Annotated in this window: 17 protein-coding genes; 8 read left to right on the forward strand and 9 right to left on the reverse strand. The window is 73.4% G+C overall.

Translation table 11 applies throughout. From position 1 onward, the window contains the following. Positions 1-25: 25 nt before the first annotated feature. Both ODJ79_RS24895 and ODJ79_RS24900 read right to left on the reverse strand, forming a co-directional pair. The gene (locus ODJ79_RS24895) at positions 26-655 is read right to left on the reverse strand and encodes a pyridoxamine 5'-phosphate oxidase family protein (RefSeq protein WP_317620700.1); all 630 of its coding nucleotides are present in this window, start codon (positions 653-655) and stop codon (positions 26-28) included. Positions 656-716: 61 nt separating this feature from the next. Continuing rightward, positions 717-1,526, reverse strand: coding sequence for an SAM-dependent methyltransferase (locus ODJ79_RS24900; RefSeq protein WP_263025981.1), 810 nt, complete (start codon positions 1,524-1,526; stop codon positions 717-719). A 101-nt stretch (positions 1,527-1,627) separates the two neighbouring features. On the opposite strand from ODJ79_RS24900, the gene ODJ79_RS24905 reads away from it, so the two are divergent. Further along, complete coding sequence (locus ODJ79_RS24905; protein ID WP_263025982.1) at positions 1,628-3,541, forward strand: PAS domain-containing sensor histidine kinase; 1,914 nt, start codon at positions 1,628-1,630, stop codon at positions 3,539-3,541. 19 nt (positions 3,542-3,560) lie between these two features. Then, positions 3,561-4,352 carry an aspartate/glutamate racemase family protein gene (locus ODJ79_RS24910; protein WP_263025983.1) on the forward strand — a complete coding sequence of 264 codons (792 nt, stop codon included), beginning with the start codon at positions 3,561-3,563 and terminating at the stop codon, positions 4,350-4,352. Positions 4,353-4,361: 9 nt separating this feature from the next. On the opposite strand, the gene ODJ79_RS24915 is transcribed toward ODJ79_RS24910, so the two are convergent. Next, positions 4,362-5,087, reverse strand: a complete 726-nt coding sequence (locus ODJ79_RS24915; RefSeq protein ID WP_263025984.1) for a hypothetical protein — start codon at positions 5,085-5,087, stop codon at positions 4,362-4,364. Between the two features lie 255 nt (positions 5,088-5,342). On the opposite strand from ODJ79_RS24915, the gene ODJ79_RS24920 reads away from it, so the two are divergent. After that, positions 5,343-6,851, forward strand: coding sequence for a PP2C family protein-serine/threonine phosphatase (locus ODJ79_RS24920; RefSeq protein ID WP_263025985.1), 1,509 nt, complete (start codon positions 5,343-5,345; stop codon positions 6,849-6,851). Positions 6,852-6,863: 12 nt separating this feature from the next. On the opposite strand, the gene ODJ79_RS24925 is transcribed toward ODJ79_RS24920, so the two are convergent. Next, positions 6,864-7,250: an ATP-binding protein gene (locus ODJ79_RS24925; protein ID WP_263025986.1), complete on the reverse strand. Its 387-nt coding sequence runs from the start codon at positions 7,248-7,250 to the stop codon at positions 6,864-6,866. A gap of 2 nt (positions 7,251-7,252) precedes the next feature. Next, positions 7,253-7,570 (reverse strand): STAS domain-containing protein, encoded by a 318-nt coding sequence (locus tag ODJ79_RS24930; RefSeq protein ID WP_263025987.1) that lies wholly within the window; start codon positions 7,568-7,570, stop codon positions 7,253-7,255. Between the two features lie 173 nt (positions 7,571-7,743). On the opposite strand from ODJ79_RS24930, the gene ODJ79_RS24935 reads away from it, so the two are divergent. Both ODJ79_RS24935 and ODJ79_RS24940 read left to right on the forward strand, forming a co-directional pair. Next, the gene (locus ODJ79_RS24935) at positions 7,744-8,478 is read left to right on the forward strand and encodes a laminin G domain-containing protein (protein ID WP_263025988.1); all 735 of its coding nucleotides are present in this window, start codon (positions 7,744-7,746) and stop codon (positions 8,476-8,478) included. Between the two features lie 73 nt (positions 8,479-8,551). Then, a complete protein-coding gene (locus ODJ79_RS24940; protein ID WP_263025989.1) occupies positions 8,552-10,048 on the forward strand; it encodes a protein kinase domain-containing protein in 1,497 nt (498 codons plus the stop codon). A 51-nt stretch (positions 10,049-10,099) separates the two neighbouring features. On the opposite strand, the gene ODJ79_RS24945 is transcribed toward ODJ79_RS24940, so the two are convergent. Next, positions 10,100-10,915, reverse strand: a complete 816-nt coding sequence (locus ODJ79_RS24945) for a hypothetical protein (RefSeq protein ID WP_263025990.1) — start codon at positions 10,913-10,915, stop codon at positions 10,100-10,102. A gap of 37 nt (positions 10,916-10,952) precedes the next feature. After that, entirely contained in the window at positions 10,953-11,963 is a 1,011-nt protein-coding gene (locus ODJ79_RS24950; protein ID WP_263025991.1) for a LacI family DNA-binding transcriptional regulator, read from the reverse strand. Between the two features lie 226 nt (positions 11,964-12,189). On the opposite strand from ODJ79_RS24950, the gene ODJ79_RS24955 reads away from it, so the two are divergent. Together ODJ79_RS24955 and ODJ79_RS24960 are read left to right on the forward strand one after the other, a co-directional pair. Further along, complete coding sequence (locus ODJ79_RS24955) at positions 12,190-14,295, forward strand: glycoside hydrolase family 3 N-terminal domain-containing protein (protein WP_263025992.1); 2,106 nt, start codon at positions 12,190-12,192, stop codon at positions 14,293-14,295. A 34-nt stretch (positions 14,296-14,329) separates the two neighbouring features. Beyond that, complete coding sequence (locus ODJ79_RS24960; RefSeq protein WP_263025993.1) at positions 14,330-15,925, forward strand: cellulase family glycosylhydrolase; 1,596 nt, start codon at positions 14,330-14,332, stop codon at positions 15,923-15,925. Positions 15,926-15,998: 73 nt separating this feature from the next. On the opposite strand, the gene ODJ79_RS24965 is transcribed toward ODJ79_RS24960, so the two are convergent. After that, complete coding sequence (locus ODJ79_RS24965) at positions 15,999-16,577, reverse strand: hypothetical protein (protein ID WP_263025994.1); 579 nt, start codon at positions 16,575-16,577, stop codon at positions 15,999-16,001. Between the two features lie 124 nt (positions 16,578-16,701). Between ODJ79_RS24965 and ODJ79_RS24970 the strand changes: the two genes are divergently transcribed. Next, the gene (locus ODJ79_RS24970) at positions 16,702-17,469 is read left to right on the forward strand and encodes an esterase/lipase family protein (protein WP_263025995.1); all 768 of its coding nucleotides are present in this window, start codon (positions 16,702-16,704) and stop codon (positions 17,467-17,469) included. 202 nt (positions 17,470-17,671) lie between these two features. Here ODJ79_RS24970 and ODJ79_RS24975 read toward each other — a convergent pair whose 3' ends face one another. After that, positions 17,672-19,147, reverse strand: a complete 1,476-nt coding sequence (locus ODJ79_RS24975; protein ID WP_263025996.1) for an MFS transporter — start codon at positions 19,145-19,147, stop codon at positions 17,672-17,674. Positions 19,148-19,183 lie beyond the last annotated feature (36 nt).

Consider the following 19,183-nt stretch of genomic DNA (forward strand, 5'->3'; position numbering starts at 1 on the left):
GCGAATTGCCTGGGGCCTGCCCGGGTCACGCGATTCGCGGCGCGACGGGCCGCCCCTCCCGGCCCGCGATGTGCGGCGGCGGGTCGATCCCGGCCGGCAGCAGCGGGTCGGCGACCGGCGCACCCCAGGTCGCCACCGCCGGGAGCCGACCGGCCCAGAGGCCGAGCGCGGCATCCGGGCCGTCGCCATCCGCGGGGTCGCCGTCGCTGATCTTCACGGACGCCTCGGTGAGGGGCAACGCCAGCAGCCGGGTCGCCGCCAGCTCCTTGCGGGACGGGCGGCGGGCGTAGTCCCACTGTCCGGGCGCCGCGTGCTCGGTGAGCAGGCGCAGCCCGTACCGGAGGTCGTCGGGGTCGGTGATCGGCTGCGGAACCCCGTAGATCATGGCGCTGCGGTAGTTGACGCCGTGTTCGAAGACGGAGCGGGCCAGGATCAGCCCGTCCAGCACGGTGACCGTCACGCAGACCTCCTGGCCGGCACCGGCCAGGCTGCGGCTGGCCACCGAGCCGTGCAGGAAGATGCGCTCGTCGTCGTAGCCGTAGACGGTCGGCACCACCATCGGGTGGCCGTCGACCAGCACGCCCAGATGGGCGACCAGGCCGGCGGCGAGCACGGCCCGCAGGTCGGCCGGGTCGGTGCGGCCGTTCTCCTTCATCCGGCGGTGGCGGGTACGCGGCGTCGAGGAAAGCACGCGCCCACTCTAGGGAAGGCTCCGCTCAGCCCGGAGCCGGCTTGACCGCGGCGCCCGCGATGGTCTCGCGGCGCGCCGGCCGCGGGGTCCGGGGGTCGTCCTCGGCCGGTCGCCAGTCGGCCGCCGCGATCAACCCCGGCGGCACGAGGTCCCAGTCGCCGAACAGCGCCCGGAACTCGTCCCGCGACCGCATCATCAGCGGCGAGGTGGTGTGGCTGTAGATCCGCAGGAGCTGCTGGGCGTGTGGCGCGTCCTCCTCCGTGCAGGCATGCGACATGACCAGCCAACTCCCCGGCGCGAGCACCTCCCGATACCGCTCCAGCGCGCGTGCCAGCCGCTCGGTGTCCGTGATGAACTGCGCGACGGCCAGCGCCAGCACACACACCGGACGATCAAAATCGATCATTTCCGGTACGCCCGGGGCCGTCAGCACCTCGTCGGCGTCGGTCAGGTCGGCCAGCACCGCGACCAGCCCCGGGTCGCCGGCCGCCAACCGCCGCGTGTGCACGACCGCGACCGGATCGACGTCCACCGACACGATCCGGCAGCCCGGCCGGACCGCGCGCGCCACCTCGGCAACCGATCCCGGAGCGGGAATCCCCGCGCCCAGGTCAAAGAACTGGTCCAGCCCGGCGGACGCGGCCTCGGTGACCGCCCGGCGCAGGAACGCCCGCCCCATCCGCACCACGTCCGGCAGGTGCGGCATGGCGGCGAGCGCGACGGCGGCCGCCTGCCGATCGGCCGCGAAGTTGTGCGTACCCCCGAGGTAGTAGTCGTACACCCGGGCGCCGGTGGGCCGCTGCGGGTCGACCTCCGGCATCGTCTGCGGCGCCACGCTCGTCGCCCCCTTCCCCTGCCCTTCCCGAGCGTAGGAAACCCCCGCCCGGGCCGTGCGGAATCGATAAGGTAGGTCCGGTTATGGGGCAAACGAGCGGTATGCCGGACCGGCCACCGGCCGACGACCTGCTGCGGGCGATGATCCACTCCTCGCACGATGCGATCTTCGCGGTCGGCCGGGACTTCGTCGTGCGCAGCTGGAACCCGGCCGCCGAGGCCCTGTTCGGCTACTCGGCCGGGGAGATGGTCGGGCGCAGCGCGGACGTCCTGATCCCCGCCGACCGCCTCGCCGACCAGCGCGAGATGCTCCTGCTGATGGAGTACGGCGCCCGGCTCGAGCGGTTCCGCACCCGTCGCCGGCACCGCGACGGGCACTGGCTGCACGTCACGCTCACCATGTCGCCGCTGCGCGACGAGGCCGGCGAGATGATCGGCTACACCGTGATCGCCCGCGCGGTGAGCACCCGGGAGCGGCTCGAGTCCAGCTTCCAGGCGCTGCTCGAGGCCGCCCCGGACGCGTTCGTCGGGATCGGCGAGGACGGCCGGGTGGTGCTCGCGAACACCCAGGCCGAGATCCTGTTCGGACTGGCCCGGCACGGCCTGATCGGCAAGGAGATCGACAAGCTGGTCAGCCCGCCGCTGGCCGGCGACATCCCGCCGGCCGACGACGACCCGCACGGGCCGAGAGCGACCGCCCACCGCGACGACGGGACGGCGGTGCCGGTCGAGGTCACGGTGAGCATCCTGCCGACCGACGACGGTCAGGTCCGGTGCGCGGTGATCCGGGACATCTCCGAACGCGTACGGGCGCAGCAACGGTTCTCGCAGTTGCAGGCCGAGGCCGAGCGCGCGCACGTGGAGGCCGAGCTGCAGCGCACCCAGCGCCTCGAGGGACTGGGCCAGCTGGCCGGCGGGGTCGCCCACGACTTCAACAACCTGATCGCGGTGATCGGCAACTACGCCACGTTCATCGCCGAGACCGCGGCCGAGAACGGGCTCGCCGAGATCGCCGCCGACGCCGCGCAGATCACCAAGGCCGCCCAGCGCGGCGCCGACCTCACCCACCAGCTGCTCGCGTTCGCCCGGCGCGAGGTGGTGCGCCCGCGGCCGCTGAGCCTCAACGAGGTGGTCACCGACATCGAGCAGATGCTGCGCCGGTCGATCGGCGAGCACATCAGCCTGGTCGTACGCCTGGAGCCCGACCTTCCCTCGATCACCGCGGACCCCGGGCAGCTCGACCAGGTGCTGGTGAACCTCGCGGTCAACGCCCGGGACGCGATGCCCCGCGGCGGCATGCTCACCATCGCGACCGACGACCTGATCGTCGACCTCGACTACACCGCCGGCCGCACCGACCTGCGCACCGGCCGGTACGTGCGGATGCAGGTCAGCGACACCGGCACCGGCATGCCGCCCGAGGTGATCGAGCACGCGTTCGAGCCGTTCTACACCACCAAACCGGCCGGCAAGGGCACCGGGCTGGGCCTGGCCACCGTGTACGGGATCATCACGGCGGCCGGCGGCGACCTGAGCATCCACTCCGAACCCGGCCACGGCACCACGATCACCATCCTGCTGCCGACCACCGAGGCCCAGCCCGCCGAGCTGGACGAGGCCGCCGAGCCGCCGCCCTCGGACTACCGCCGTGGCACGATCCTCGCCGTCGAGGACGAGCCGGCGCTGCGCGACGTGCTGCACCGCATCCTGGCCGGGGCGGGCCACGAGGTGCTGATCGCCTCCGACGGGCCGGCCGCGCTGGCCCTGGCCCGGCAGCATCCCGGGCCGATCGACGTGCTGCTCACCGACGTGGTGATGCCGCACATGCTGGGCAAGGACCTGGCCGACCGGTTCCTGGCCCTGACGCCCGGTGCGGGCGTGCTGTTCATGTCCGGGTACGCCCGGCAGGCCCTCGACTCGCAGGGCACCCTCGATCCGGAGGTCACCCTGGTGGAGAAGCCGTTCTCCAAGGCACAGCTGCTGGCGGCGGTGCAGCAGACGCTGGACCGCCCGTAGGCGTGTGCCATCCTGGGTCGTGACCACCATCGGGTTCCTGCACACCGCCGACGTTCACGTGGCGACCTTCCGCCGCCTGCGCGAGGAGCTGGCGCCCGGCTGGCAGGACCTGCACGTGGTCGACCCCGGTCTGCTCGCCGAGTGCCGGCGCGACGGCATCACGGCCGGCCTGGCCGCGCGGATCGACGCCCGGCTGCACGAGCTGGCCGAGCGCGGCGCCGACGTGATCGTCTGCACCTGCTCGTCGCTGGGCGGGCACGCCGAGCTGCGCACCGCCGACATGGGCGTGCCGGTGCTGCGGGCCGACCGGCCGATGGCCGAGGCCGCGGTCGCCGCCGGAAGCCGGATCGGGGTGGTGGCGACCGTCGACTCGACCCTGGCGCCGACCCGGGCGCTGCTGACCGATGCCGCCGCGCGCGCCGGGCGGGCGGTCGAGCTGGTGGATGTGCGGTGCCCCGAGGCGTTCGCGCTCTTCGAGGCGGGCAATCTTCCGGCGTACGCGGAAAAGGTCGCGCAGCGGGCGCGGGCGGCGGCACCCGGCCTGGACGTCCTCGTGCTCGCCCAGCCCAGCGCCGCACCGGCCGCGGCCCTGCTCGCCGACCTGCCGATCCCGGTCCTGGCCAGCCCTCGCACCGCAGTCGCGCGCGCGATCACGGAGGCTGCGCCGCTGCCGGCGCCTGGTCCTCCGGACGGCGCGGAGAACCCGAGCCCCTCCGGGGCTGCGCCGCTGCCGGCGCCTGGTCCTCCGGACGGCGCGGAGAACCCGAGCCCCTCCGGGGCTGCGCCGTTACCGGCTCCTGTGGACGGTTAGGGGCTCGGCTCAGCGGTCGCTGAGCTCGTCCTCGTCCTCGATGTCGGCGACCTCGTCCTCGGCGGACTGACGCTGGGCCGGCACCGCTTCGTCCTGCTCGTCGGCGCCGTGCCGCGGAGCCGCCGGGGCGAGCGCCGGGACCTGCTCGGGCAGCTCGCCGACGACGTGCGGCTGGTCCACCCAGAGGGCGCGCAGCTGGCCCTGCATGAACGTGGTCAGGCGCGAGCGATACTCGCGGTCGAACTGCTCGAGCGCCTCGATCTGGTTCTGCAGCGCCTCGCGCTTGGCGCCGAGGCTGCCCACCACGTCGTCGTAGCGCTGGCGGGCCTGCAGGTTGAGGTGGTCGGCGTTGGCCTGGGCGTCCTCGCCGATCTGCCCGGCCTGGGCGCGCGCGTCGGAGACGATCTTCTCGGCCGTGCGGCGGGCCTCCTCGGTGCGGCCGTGCGAGTCGCGGGCGATCTGCTCGGCCGCGGCCCGGGCATCGGTGAGGATCTTCTCGGCCTCACGGCGCACGTTGTGCGCGTGCACCTGGGCGTCGCGGGCGATCTGCTCGGCCGCGGCCAGCGCGTCCGTGCGGATCTTGTCGGCCTGGTGGTGGGCCCGGGCGACGTGCTCCTCGGCGGTGCGCTGCGCGAGGGTCAGCACCTGGAGGGCCTGGTTGGGGTGGGCCTGCGGCGGCGGAACAACCGCCTGCTCGGAGGTCTGGCTGTCCGCGGACGTCCCGTTGAGAAGCACTTTGACTCGATCCTTCATGCCTTTGTCGGACAAGAGATGACCTCCGTGAGCCCATTGATACGGGCGCTGGCGTGATCCGGCGGGACTCTACCAACTTGAGCAGGCATTTCGCGAGGGCTGAATGTGCGGGATATGTCCATGACCTGATCAGCGCCGGGCACCCCGATACGGCCCGTTACCCGCCCGGACGTACGGTTCGGCGATGTCGTCCGTCCGCCGCGACCGGACGGACCGCCGCGCCACTACCCTGAAGCGGTGGCAGACGACGCCGTGACCTCCGCCGTGCGCGAGGTGCTGTCCGTCATCCCGGCGGGCTGCTCCTGGCTGCTGCCGATCCGGGACGCGGCCGGGGAGACGACCGACTTCCAGATCGCCGCGGCCAGCGGCGGCGGCCACGACATCTACCGGCGCGGCACCGAGCGGATCGACTCCCGGCTGGGCGAGATCTACCCGAGCATCGTGGGCGGCCGCCTCTGGCAGCTCTACCTCCAGGTCTTGCGCACCGGCGAGCCGGCCGAGCTGCGCGAGTTCCGGTACGACGAGAAACGCTCCGGCGTCGTCGCCAGCTCCCTGTTCGACGTGACCGTCCACCCGGTGCTCGGCGGCCTGCTGGTCTGGTGGCAGCGGCTCGACGAGGACCGCCGCCGGATGGATCGGGTCGAGCAGCTGGGCAACCTGGGCTGGGCCGAATTCGACGTGCTCACCGGCGAGAGCACCTGGTCGCCCGGGATGTACCGGCTGTTCGAGCGGGACCCGGAGCTGGGCCCGATGACCCGGGCCGAGCAGACCGCGGCGCTCGACCCGGACGACCGGGGGCTGGCCGAGGCGGCCTGGCTGACCATGGAGACCGGCGGCGTCTCGGACGTGACCGTCCGCTTCCGGGCCGGGTCCCGGGTCAAGTACACCCGGATCCTCTCCGACGTGGTCAGCGACGCCGAGGGCGCGCCGCTGAAGGTGCACGCCGTGGTCCAGGACGTGACCGCCCGGGAGCAGACGCGCGACGCCATCGAGCGGCTCAGCGACCAGTTGCGTACCCGGGAGCTGACCGCCCTCGCCGAGCACCGCCTCGCCGTCCAGCTGCAGCAGATGATCCTGCCGGTGCCGGCCGCGCCGCTGGATCTGCCCGGGCTCGAGGTGATGGTCGGCTACCTGCCGGCCGAGAGCGCGGTGCGGGTCGGCGGCGACTGGTACCACGCGCAGGAACTGGCCGACGGCCGGGCGGTGCTGGCGGTGGGCGACGTCGCCGGGCACGGACTGGCCGCGGCCAGCAGCATGGCGCACCTGCGGTTCGCGCTGATCGCGTGGCTGGCGATCGGCATCGACGACCCGGCCGTCCTGCTCGGGCACCTCAACCGGCTGTCCGGCCGGCTGCGGGTCACCGGCACCGCGGTGATCGCCGTCTACGACCCGAGGTCACGGGCGCTGACCTGGGCCCGCGCCGGGCACGCGGCGCCGCTGCTGGCCCGCGACGGCACCGCGATGCCGCTGGAGCTGCCGGCCGGGCTGCTGCTGGGGGGCGACGACGAGTCGACCTATCAGGTGCTGACGCCCTGCCTGACGGCCGGCGACCTGCTGCTGCTCTACACCGACGGCCTGGTCGAGCGCCGCGTGCCGGTCGTGCCGAGCCTGCTCTCCGGCGTCCTGCAGAGCTTGGCCGCGGCGTCCACCGAGCCGGGCGAGCGCGTCCTGCCCGGCCTGGCCGCCGGCCTCAACCGGCCGAGCCCCGACGACGACACCTGCACGGTCATGGTCCGCGTCCGGTAGGGCAACCTGGCGTCAGAGCACCATTCCCAGCCGTACGGCGGTGCCGTCGCCGGCCGGCCGGATGCCCACCTCGTCGCAGATCCGCTCGACGATCGCCAGGCCACGGCCCCGCGGCTGGTCGGCCGCCGGCATGGCCCGCCCGAAGCCCGGCGGCTCGCCACCGTCGACCACCTCGCAGCGCACCAGGCCCGGCTCGGCCCAGATCCGCACCACCCCGCCGCCGTCGGTGTGCTGCAACGTGTTGGTGGCCAGTTCGCTGACCGCGACCGCTAGCAGGTCGGCGCGGCCCGAGGACAGGCCCAGCCCTTCCGACTCGGCCCGGACGAACTCGCGAACGACGGCAAGGTCACCGGGGACGCGGTAGACCGTCTCGGCGGGGCTGGTGGCGGAGGTCGGCACGGTCACTCCCGGCCCTCTCGGCGGAGCAGGGCGCGGACGCCGGTGAGGTCGAGGACCGTGGCCACCGAGCCGGTCGGGTTCTCCAGGTAGAGGTGGCCGCCGCGCTCGAGGGCGGCGCGGTGCGCGGCGACCAGCCCGTGCACGCCGCTGGAGTCGAGGAAGTCGACCTCGGCGAGGTCGACCGTGACCTCCGCGGATCGGCCCACGGCCGCGAGGAGGGTGGCGACCAGTTCCTCGCGTACCGCCAGATCGCAGTCGCCCTTCAGGAACACTCGCAGCCCGCCCACGTCGTCCGAGGTGGTGGCCGCGAAGCGCGCCATCGGTCCCTCCTCACCCGGTTCGGTCGCAGCCATCATGTCATCCGCCGCGCCCGGTTCCAACGCGTTGCCACCCCACGAGCTACTCTGTGATGACTTCGACCATTACGCGGCATTTTTCGTGCTTAGTATCAGTATCTCTGATTTCCACGACGACAGCCAGACGGGGGCGTGCCATGGGATTCCGACGTTTTTGGATCGCCGCGCTGGCCGCGTCGACCGCCATGGCCGCCGGGGCCGCCGGCTCGGCACCGGCGCGGGCCTCCTCGACCCACCAGGTGGCGCCGGCGGCCTCGACCTACCAGGTGGCCTACTGGCCGATGAACGAGCCGGCCGGCGCGAGGGTCATGCGCGACACCAGCGGGCACGGGCTCGACGGCGTCATCGGAAGCGAGGTGCGCACCGGCAACGGGTACGACTTCGGCCGGCTCGAGCCGGACACCCCGCCCGCCCACCCGGGCCACCTGGTGACCGTCCGGGCCAACGCCGCGCTCGACCCGGGCACCCGGACCTTCGCGATCACCCTGCGGCTGCGCACCCGCTTCCACTTCGGGAACGTCATCCAGAAGGGACAGGCGACCGTGTCCGGCGGCAGCTACAAACTGCAGATCCCGAACGGCCGCGTCCAGTGCTGGTTCCGCGGCTCGGCCGGCCAGGTGCTGGTCACCGCACCGCGGGCGATCAACGACGGGCTCTGGCACACCATCACCTGCACCCGTTACCCCGACGGCGTGGACCTGGTGATAGACGGCAGCACGGTGGCCGCCAAGTGGGGCCCGACCGGGAACATCGCGAACTCCTGGCCGCTGTCGATCGGCGGCAAGACCGAGTGCGACCAGCGGACGGTCGGCTGCGACTACTACGCCGGCGACCTCGGCTCGGTACGCATCGACGCGTCCGACAATTGGTAACCGGCAGGCCACGCTCCGCGTCGCAATCGCCGCGAGGTTGACACTCGGGCCCGAGCCGGGCGAATGTTCGTCAATGACCGATGAGTGGCCGAGCGCGGGATCCCTGCTGGCAACCCGCTACCGGCTCGTCTGCCTGCTCGAGACCGGCGGCATGGCACAGATCTGGCAGGCCGCCGACGAGCTGCTGGGCCGCCCGGTCGCGATCAAGCTGCCGACCGGGCCGCAGGTCGCCTGGCGCGAGGCGCGGATGGCCGCGAAGCTGTCCCACCCCGGCATCGCGGCCGTGCACGACTACCGCGAGGCCGTCCGGGCCGACGGCACCGTGGCGCCGTTCGTCGTGATGGAGCTGCTGGCCGGCGAGACGGTCGCCGCCCGGCTGGTCCGCGAGACGTTCAGCTGGCAGGAGGCGGCCCGGGTGGGCGCCGCGGTCGCCGACGCGCTGGCCTCGGCGCACAAGGGCGGCGTGGTGCACCGGGACATCAAGCCGGGCAACGTCATGCTCACCCCGACCGGCGTGAAGATCCTGGACTTCGGGATCAGCGCGACGGCCGGCGAGCCGGACGACGACGACAGCGGGGCCACCTTCGGCACGCCGGCCTACGTGGCCCCGGAACGACTGGACGGGCTGCCCGCGGAGCCGGCCACCGACGTGTACGGGCTGGGCGTGCTGCTGTTCGAGATGGTCACCGGTCAGCCGCCGTACCCGGTCGAGACGTGGGAGGAGCTCGACGAGGCGCGGGAGAAGGGCCCGGACACGCTGCCCGAGACGCTGCCCGCCGACTTCCGCGCGGTGGTCGACCGCTGCCTGGCCGAGGATCCGCTCGACCGCCCGCAGGCCGACACGATCCGCTTCGACCTGACCGCGCTGTGGCTGGCCGATCAGCCGCCGGTCGACGAGCCCTCCGCCGACACCGACCAGCCGGTCATCGAGGAGCCGCTCGCGTACGGGATGGTTGCGGACCCGCCGATCGCCCCGACGATCGAGCGGCCCCGGGTGGCCGAGGTGGTCTGGCCGTCCCCACCGGACGGTTACGCCGCCGGCCGGGTGCCGGTCGCCACCCTGCCAAGAGCCCCGGAGCAGCCACCCAGGCGCCGGCTGGCCCTGGCCCTGGCGCTGCTGGCCCTGCTGGTCACCGCGGGCGGCATCTACGTGGTGATCAACCGGCCGAAGGAGCAGGCCGGCGCCACCCCGCCGGCGCCGACCAACCAGGCGACGCTGTTCTCCTCGGTCGCACCGACCACCGCCGCCACCACGACGACGCCGAGCCCGCTGCCGACGTCCCCGAAGCCGCCACCCTCCCCGAAGCTGAGCTTCGACGACGCGCTGAGCCGGCTGCGCACCGCGGTCGAGGACGGCGCCAGCGGCGGCCAGATCCGCCGCGACGTGGCCACCGACCTGCTCAACCTGATCCGCCCGCTGCAGAACGCCGACGGCAAGGACGTCGACGCACAGCTCGCCGCCCTGCGCCGGAAGATCGCCGACCGCGCCGGGGAGGGCAGCCTGAGCGCCGCCGGCGCCGCGATCCTCCGGGCCCGGCTGACCGATCTGGATCGCGCCGCCCAGATGTGAGCGGCGGCACGGTCACCCCGGTGCGGGTCGTCGGCGACGCCAGTTTGCGGATCACCATCCGCCGTTGAGGAACGCGGCGAACGCCGGAGCCGGGTCCGCCGCGGTGGTCGCGTTCGCCGCCGCCACCGCCAGCACGGCAAACAAGGACAGCGCCGCGACGACGCCGAACCCGGCCCAGACGCCCCGCTCGGCCGACCGCGCGTGCGCGAACCTGCGCCAGCACGTCACCGCCAGGGCGGCGAGGACGACCGCCGCGACCCCGGCGATCACCACCATCGCGACGTGGTAACGCGCGAAGTCGTCGGTCATCGTCTGGAGGGCCGGAGGCATCGAACCCGCCACGCCCGACGCGTCGGCCGCCCGGACCTGATCGAGGGTGCCGGCGAACTCGGTGCCGGCCGCGTGGTCCACCAGCAGCGGCATGAGCGAGGCGAACGGCGCCACGGCTCCCTGCGCGTTGGCCATCACCACGGCCGAGGAGAACAGCGCGAGCACGGCCGCCAGACCGCTCGCCGCCGCGAGCCCGGCCCGGCGCGCCCGTCCCCGGCCGCCGGACTGCCGGAACGCCCGCCAGAGCAGGACGCCGAGCAGCACGAACGCGATCAGCAGAAGCGACGCGATCACGCCCTTCGCGACGTGGTAGCGGGACCAGTAGTCGGCGAGCCGCTGCAGGTCCGGCGACAACGTCCGGTCGCCGGACCCCCAGTAGTCGGCGAACGACCGGCGGAGCGCCGCGGCGAGTTGCGGTTCGCCGGCGAAGCGGCCGGTGGAACCGTCCGACGCGAGCCACCCGGGCGCGATCACGAAGGCGGCGGAGAGCCCCACCACCGCGACGACAAGGGCAAGCACGGCGCGACCGGTCCTCATCGCCGGCACGGTAACAAGCGCACGCTCGGGGCAGACCCTAGGTTGACGCGCGGATCACCAGGCGGGTCGGGAGCACCACCTCGGCGTCACCCTCGTCGTCGCCGTCCAGCTTGGCCAGCAGGAGGCGGACCATCTCCCGGCCCATCTCGGCGATCGGCTGGTCGACGCTGGTCAGCGGGGGCTCGGTGTGGTGGGCGATGACCGAGTCGTCGAAGCCGATCAGGGCCACGTCCTCGGGGACCCGGCGGCCGTACTGGCGCAGCACGCGCAGGGCGCCCGCGGCCATCGTGTCGGAGGCCGCGAACACGCCGTCGACCTCGGGGTACTGCTCCAGCAGCCGGTACATCGCCGCGGCGCCGCTCTCCTGGCTGAAGTCGCCGAACGCCACCGGTCCGTCGCCGACGACGTCGCGGTAGCCGTCGAGGCGGGCGATACCGGCGGCCATGTCCAGCGGGCCGGTGATGGCCGCGATGCAGCGGCGGCCCTGGGCCCGCAGGTACGCGACCGCGTCCCGGGCGCCGGCCCGGTTGTCGGCGTCGACGAAGGTCCCTCTCTCGGCGTACATCGGGCGGCCCACCCGGACCGTCGCCACCCCTCGCTCCTCGAGCAGGTGCGGCAGCGGGTCGTCGCCGTGCAGCGACAGCAGCAGGGCGCCGTCGACGTGCTGACGGGTCAGGTAGCCCTCGAGCCGGCGGCGCTCCTCGGGGGCCTGGGCGATCATCAGGACCATCTGCAGGTTGCGCGCGACCAGGACCGACGAGACCGCCTGGACGATGCGGCCGAAGAACGGCTCGGCGAAGAACCGCTCGCCGGACTCGAAGACCACCAGGGCCACCGAGTCGGTGCGCTGGGTGACCAGGGTGCGGGCCGCGCGGTTCGGGACGTACCCGAGCTCGGCGATGGCGTCCTCGACCGCCTGCTTGGCGCGGGCGCTGACCTGCTGCGATCCGTTCACCACCCGGGACACCGTGCCACGACCGACGCCGGCTCGCAGCGCGACCTCTTCCAGGGTCGGCCGGCCGCTGGCCCGGCTCCGCTCCGCCGTCATCCTTGGCACCTCCTCCACGCGACTCCGACTGGAGTCGCGCCCGACACAAAGTACCTGCCTCGCGCAGCGCACAACATGATCAGGCTGTCTCCTTCGCCCTGCCCGACACGGTAAGTCTTCGGGCCGCCGGCGCGCTGATCCACGCGGGCACCGTAGCAAGCATTGAGATGGGAGCGCTCCCATGACACGATGATGTCATTCGATCGACACACTTGTGGAGACCAGCATGCGAGTCCACCGGCGGTTCGCCACCGCGATCGCGGTTCTGGGCCTCGTCATGCTCACCGGGGCCTGCGACACCAGCGCCGAGCCGCCACGGACCACGGTCGACGATCTGCTGAGCCGCATGTCGCTCGACGACAAGGTCGGGCAGATGATCCAGGCCGAGCGGGCCGCCGTCACCCCCGACGAGGTCCGCGAGTACCGGCTGGGCTCGGTGCTCTCCGGCGGTGGCTCGGCCCCGCCGGACAACTCCCCCACCGGCTGGGCCGACATGATCGACGCCTACCAGCGGGGCGCACTACAGACATCGCTGAAAATCCCGATCCTGTACGGGATCGACGCGGTCCACGGCGACAACAACGTCTACGGCTCGACGATCTTCCCGCACAACGTCGGCCTGGGCGCCACCCGCGACCCGGGCCTGGTCGAGCGGATCGGCACGGCCACCGCCGAGGAGGTCACCGGCGCCGGGCCGAACTGGACCTTCGCGCCGTGCCTGTGCGTGGCCCGGGACGGCCGCTGGGGCCGCACGTACGAGTCGTTCGGCGAGAACCCGGAGATCGCCGCGCAGATGACCACGATCGTCGACGGCCTGCAGACCGGCCCCGCGAAGATCCTGGCCACCGCCAAGCACTACCTCGGCGACGGCGGCACCACCGGCGGCGAGGACCAGGGCGACACCGCGCTGACCGAGGCCGACCTGCGGGCGATCCACCTGCCGCCGTTCAAGGCCGCCGTCGACCGGGGCGTGGGCGCCGTGATGATCTCGTTCAGCAGCTGGAACGGCGTCAAGATGACCGGGAACAGATACCTGATCACCGACGTGCTCAAGGGCGAGCTGGCATTCACCGGGATCGTCGTCTCCGACTGGGCGGCGATCGACCAGCTGGACGGGCATCCCGGCTTCACCGAGGACGAGGTGGTCACCGCGGTCAATGCCGGGCTCGACATGCTGATGGTCCCGGAGAACTGGCGGACGTTCCTGGGCTACCTGCGCGACGCGGCGGAGACCGGCCGGATCCCGATGTCCCGGATCGACGACGCGGTGCGCCGCATCCTGACCAAGAAGATCGAGCTCGGCCTCTTCGAGCACCCGTTCGCCAACCGGGCGTACGCCGGCACGATCGGCAGCGCCGCGCACCGCGACCTGGCCCGGCAGGCGGTCCGCGAGTCGCAGGTGCTGCTCAGGAACGACGACGACGTGCTGCCGCTGGCCAAGTCCGGCGGGAAGATCTTCGTGGCCGGCAAGAACGCGGACGACATCGGCAACCAGTCCGGCGGCTGGACGCTGACCTGGCAGGGCGCGTCCGGCGACACCGTGCCGGGCACCACCATCCTGCAGGGCATCCGGGACGTCGCCGGGCCGGGCACGACCATCACGTACGACCGGGACGGCGCCGGCGTGGACGGGACGTACCGGGCGGCGATCGCGGTGCTGGGCGAGACCCCGTACGCGGAGGGCCAGGGTGACCGCCCCGGCGGCCTCCCGCTCGACGCCGACGACCGGCGGGTCCTCGCCCGGCTGACGGCGGCCGGCGTCCCGATCGTGGTGGTGCTCGTCTCCGGCCGCCCGCTCGACATCGCCGGCCAGGTGAGCGGCTGGTCGGCGCTGGTCGAGGCGTGGCTGCCGGGCAGCGAGGGCGGCGGCGTGGCGGACGTGCTGTTCGGCGACTACGCACCGACCGGCCGGCTGCCGATGACCTGGCCGCGCTCGTCCGCCCAGGAGCCGATCAACCAGGGCGACGGAAAGACCGGGCTTTACGCGTACGGCTATGGGCTGAGCTATCCGGACCGCCCGGCCGACAGCGCGGCACCCAGCCGGCCCGGCACCCCGGTCGCGACCGCCGGGAAGCTCCGCTGGATGGCGGCGACCGACGACGCGGCCGGTAGCGGCGTCGACGGCTACGACGTGCTGCGCGACGGCGCCCTGATCGGCACCACGACCGCGACCGACTACCCGCTCGGGACGCTCACCCCGGGCGTGCACGACTTCACGGTCGTGGCCCGCGACAAGGCCGGCAACCGGTCGGCCCCCTCGACCCCGCTGGAGATCACCGTCCCGATTCCCGGCGGTTGCAAGACGCGTCCCGGCCCCTGCGTCGCGACGTGACCACTCCCCTCTCCCCCCAGCGTAGGAGCACCCCATGTTCCGACGAGTCGCGCTAGCGACCGCCGCAGCCGGCGCCCTGGTCGCCGGCCTCCTGGCGGCGCTGCCCGCCGCCTCCGCCGCCACCGGCGGAACCGGCACCGGCTACCTGCACACCAGCGGTAACAAGATCCTCGACAGCACCGGAGCGACGGTGCGGCTGACCGGCCTCAACTGGTTCGGCATGGAGACCGACAACAAGACCTTCCACGGGCTGTGGGCCAGCAACCCGTGGCGCAGCCAACTCGACACGATGGCCTCGCTCGGCTACAACACGCTGCGGATCCCGTTCTCCGACGACGCGCTCAAGTCCGACGCGGTCGCCACCAGCATCAACACCTACACCAACCCGGACCTGGTCGGCCTGTCCCCGCTGCAGATCCTGGACAAGGTCATCGGGTACGCCGGGACCAAGGGCATGCGGGTCATCCTCGACCGGCACCGTCCGACGGCCGCCGGGCAGACCGCGCTCTGGTACACCTCGGCCGTCTCCGAGACCACCTGGATCAACGACTGGAAGGCGCTCGCCCAGCGGTACGCCGGAAACACCACGGTGATCGGCGCGGACCTGCACAACGAGCCGCACGCCGAGGGCACCAAGCCGAACTCGACCGGCGCCTGCTGGGGCTGCGGCGACCAGGCCCGCGACTGGCGGCTGGCGGCCGAGCGGGCCGGCAACGCGATCCTCGGCGTCCAGCCCAACTGGCTGATCTTCGTGGAGGGCGTGTCCTGCCCGAGCGGCGGCCTCAACAACACCTACGACAACGACACCAGCAACGACGAGGACTGCGGCTGGTGGGGTGGCAACCTCTCGCAGGCGGGCACCTATCCGGTACGCCTGAACGTGGCCAACCGGCTGGTGTACTCGCCGCACGAGTACGCGACGTCGGTCTACCACCAGACCTGGTTCGACGACCCGACCTACCCGGCGAACATGCCGGCGATCTGGGACCACTACTGGGGCTACCTGTACAAGCAGAACATCGCGCCGATCATGATGGGCGAGTTCGGCACCACCCTGGCCAGCAACATCGACAAGGTGTGGCTGCAGAACCTGCTCGCCTACACCGGGACGGGTGTGACCGGGATGTCGTTCACGTACTGGGCGTGGAACCCGAACTCGGGTGACACCGGCGGCATCGCGAACGACGACTGGACCACGATCAACCAGGCCAAGCAGGCGATCATCAGCCCGTACCTGATCCCGCCGGTCGGCTCGACGAGCACCACCTCGCCGACGCCGTCGACGTCCGGGTCGACCTCGCCGTCCACACCGCCCGCGACCGGGGCCTGCACGGCGACGTACAAGCAGGACAACGCCTGGCAGGGCGGCTTCCAGGGCTCGCTCACGGTGAAGAACACCGGCACCGGGACGCTCAACCCGTGGACGGCGACCTGGACCTGGCCGTCCGGCGTGACGCTGGTGAACGGCTGGAACGCGACGGTCACCCAGAGCGGGACCACGGTGACCGCGGCCGCGCCGTCCTATGCCGCGTCGCTGGCGGCGGGCGCGTCGGTGACCATCGGCTTCACGGCCAACGGGACGGCGAGCGCGCCGGCCTCGGCGAAGCTGAACGGCGCCACCTGCTCCTAGGAGCCGGAGGCATGGACCGAGCGGTGCGGGCCTCCGGGCGGCCCGCACCGCTCACCCCTTCCCAGGGTCTTTGTCAGGCCGTCGGCGTCAGCGTCGGCGTCGCGGTGGGGTCGTCCGTCGGGCCGTCCGTCGGGTCGTCCGTGGGACCGTCCGTCGGGTCGTCGGTGGGCTCGTCGGTGGGCTCGTCCGTCGGGGTCGGCGAGGCGGTCGGCGTCGGGGTCGGCTTGACCCCGGACTTCTTGCCCCGGGCCTCGATCCGGGCGGCCGTGAAACCCTCGTCGCTGGCGGTGCCGGTCACCGTGATGCCGTAACCCACGCCGATGTCGGCGAGGGTCTTGCCGGCGCCGTTGACCACGATCCGGGCGGTCGAGGGCACGGTGATCGTCACCGTGCTGCGGCGGACATTCTTGGTCCCGCCCTTGACCTTGACCGTCACGGTGCCGGCCGTGGCGTCGACCGCGGTGACCGTGCCGGCAGCGATGAACTTGACCGCCTTGGGGGGCTTCTTCGTCTTCTTCGGCTTGTGTTCGGAATGGTGGCCCTGGGACGGCGCGGCGTGGGACTTGGACTCGGCCATCGCCGCGCCCGACCCCAGGGGGACGACTACGGCGGCGACCAGCAGAGCAGACACAGCGATCCGGCGAATTCGCACGAACAAACTCCTTGTTCCGAGGGAAAGTCGATCGTCACGTCGCCCGGGTGCGAACCGGTTGCCGCCCGCCTAGCGGCCCGGTTGCGGATCGCTCGGCACGGCCGGGCGAGCGCATCATGGAGCGGTGTCCCCCCGACGACGGCTCCTGCTGCTCGGCGTGGCCGGCCTCGCCGTGACGGCGCTGCTGATCGTGCTGGGGGCCCGCCTGCTCGGCCGGTCCGATGCCACCGGCGCCCGCCCCGACCAGGCGCGGCCGGGCACCGTGGTGCTGGTGCCCGGTTACGGCGGCGGACGCGCCGCGCTGAGCCGGCTCGCCGACCGCCTCGAGGCCGCGGGCCGCACCACCGTCGTGCTGACGCTGCCCGGCGACGGCACCGGCGACCTGCTGACGCAGGCCGACACCCTGGACTCCGCGGTACGCGACGCGCTGCGCCACGGCGCGCCCTCGGTCGACGTGATCGGCTACTCGGCCGGCGGGGTGGTGGCCCGGCTGTGGGTGGACCGGCATCACGGCGCCCAGGTCGCCCGCCGGATCGTCACGCTCGGCTCGCCGCTGCACGGCGCGAGGATCGCCGGCGCCGGTGCCGCCCTGGCCCCGGACGCCTGCCCGCAGGCCTGCCGCGAACTCGCCCCCGGCAGCGACCTGCTGCGCCGCCTCGACGGCCCGCTGCCGGCCGGCCTGCCCTGGCTGTCCATCTGGACCCAGGACGACGAGACCGTGCAGCCGCCCGACTCGGCACGCCTGGCCGGCGCGGTCAACGTGCCGCTGCAGAGCATCTGCCCGTCGGCCCGCGTCGGCCACGGCGACCTGCCCACCGATCCGAAGGTCACCGCGCTGGTCCTGACCGCGCTCGGCACGGCGCCGCTGACCGCCCCGACCACCTGCCCGTAGCCTCCGGCCCGCAGCGGCCGCCGGCCGGGCGATGACCGGCTACCGCCCGCAGCGTCCGCGCGATGACCGACTACCGCCCGCGGCGTCCGCGCGATGACCGGCCACCGCCCGCAGCGTCCGCGCGATGACCGGCCACCGCGCGCAGCGGCAGCGCGATGACCGGCCACCGCCCGCGGCGTCCGCCGGGCCGCGCCATGACCGGCTACGTGGCGTCCGCGGGCCGCGCGATGGCGGCCGGGTAGGCCCGCCGCCCGAGGACCAGCAGCACGATCGCGGCCACGGCCACCAGCGGGACGTACCGCATCGCGGTCGCCAGGCCGAACCGGTCGGCCAGCATGCCCGTCACGAGCGGGCCGGCCGCGAGGCCGAGCAGGTTGTTGAAGAACGTGTACGTGCCGAAGGCGGTGGCCCGGAGGGACTCGGGGGTCAGCCGGGCGACCATCGCCCCGGTCGGCCCGGTCGTACCGGCGCAGAAGAAGCAGCCGACCGCGAGCAGCAGCAGCTGCGCTCCGCCCGGTTCCCGCGCGAAGCCGGCGGCCAGGCAGACGACCGACACCGCCGAGAACACGATGGCGACCGTCCACTTGCGAACCGGCCGGCCGCGTCCGGCCCGGTCGGTGACCACGCCGCACACGAGCATCCCGACGCCCATGACGAGGATGAGGAGCGCGGCGAGACTGGCGGCCGGCTTCGGATCCAACCCGTGGACGCGTTGAAAGTAGCTGGGCAGCCAGGCGAAGAGCGAGCCCGCGATGAACAGCTGGAGGCCGCCACCCAGGTACGCGAGGACGACCGCGGGCGTCGAGAAGAGCGCGGACAGCCTCGCCCGCTCCCGCCCGGCGGCCCGCTCCCGCCCGGCGGCCCGCTCCCGCCCAGCCCGCACCCATCCGGCGGCCCGCTCGCGTCCGGCCCGCTCTCGCCCAGCCCACTCCCGCCCCACCCGCTCCCGTCCGGCGGCCCGCTCCCGCCCAGCCCGCACCCATCCGGCGGCCCGCTCCCGCCCGGCGGCCCGCTCCCGCCCGGCGGCCCGCTCCCGCCCGGCGGCCGGCGCCGGTTCGCCGCCGGGCGCCTTGCCGACCCGGTGGCGGGCCAGCCGGCGCTCGGTGACGACCGCGCCGTAGAGGCCGGCGAGCGCCAGGCCGACGATGCCCATCACGGCGAACGCCCACCGCCAGCCGAACCGCGCCGCGAGGACACCGCCGAGGGCCACGCCGAGGACCGAGCCGAACGAGCCGCCGGCCATGAACGCCCCGCTCAGCGACGCCCGGCGGTCCACGGCGAAGAGGGCGAACACCACCGCGAGGCCGACGCTGCCGTACGCGGCCTCGCCGGCGCCGATCAGGAAGCGGGCGGCGAGCAGTTGCCCGTAACCGGCGGCCAGCGCGCACCCGATGGTCGCGAGGCTCCACACCACCGCCATCGCGATGACCGACCGCACCCGGCCCCAGCGGTCGCCGACGAGCGACAGCGGGACCGCGAGGACGCCGACGGTGAGGGCGACGATGCTGGTGAGGCTGCCGAGCTGGGTGTCGCTGAGGCCCCAGTCCCGTTTCAGGAGCGGGAACACCGCCGACAGCACCTGCCGGGACATGTAGTCGGAGAGCAGCAGCCCGAACGTGACCGCGAAGACGACCCACGGGAAGGCCCGGCCGACCGCCGGCCGCTCACTGACCTGCACAGCCATATGGTCGCGCGAACGGGCGGGCGGACCGGG

The sequence above is a fragment of the Actinoplanes sp. KI2 genome (assembly GCF_025630775.1).
GTDB lineage: Bacteria > Actinomycetota > Actinomycetes > Mycobacteriales > Micromonosporaceae > Actinoplanes.

What these genes read in the sequence shown, in the direction of transcription:
- ODJ79_RS24955 (WP_263025992.1), top strand. Translation starts at nt 12,190, where the DNA reads ATGCGAGTCCACCGGCGGTTCGCCACCGCGATCGCGGTTCTGGGCCTC.
- ODJ79_RS24905 (WP_263025982.1), top strand. Translation starts at nt 1,628, where the DNA reads ATGCCGGACCGGCCACCGGCCGACGACCTGCTGCGGGCGATGATCCAC.
- ODJ79_RS24945 (WP_263025990.1), bottom strand. Translation starts at nt 10,915, where the DNA reads ATGAGGACCGGTCGCGCCGTGCTTGCCCTTGTCGTCGCGGTGGTGGGG.
- ODJ79_RS24960 (WP_263025993.1), top strand. Translation starts at nt 14,330, where the DNA reads ATGTTCCGACGAGTCGCGCTAGCGACCGCCGCAGCCGGCGCCCTGGTC.
- ODJ79_RS24895 (WP_317620700.1), bottom strand. Translation starts at nt 655, where the DNA reads ATGAAGGAGAACGGCCGCACCGACCCGGCCGACCTGCGGGCCGTGCTC.
- ODJ79_RS24950 (WP_263025991.1), bottom strand. Translation starts at nt 11,963, where the DNA reads ATGACGGCGGAGCGGAGCCGGGCCAGCGGCCGGCCGACCCTGGAAGAG.
- ODJ79_RS24940 (WP_263025989.1), top strand. Translation starts at nt 8,552, where the DNA reads ATGACCGATGAGTGGCCGAGCGCGGGATCCCTGCTGGCAACCCGCTAC.
- ODJ79_RS24930 (WP_263025987.1), bottom strand. Translation starts at nt 7,570, where the DNA reads ATGGCGCGCTTCGCGGCCACCACCTCGGACGACGTGGGCGGGCTGCGA.
- ODJ79_RS24935 (WP_263025988.1), top strand. Translation starts at nt 7,744, where the DNA reads ATGGGATTCCGACGTTTTTGGATCGCCGCGCTGGCCGCGTCGACCGCC.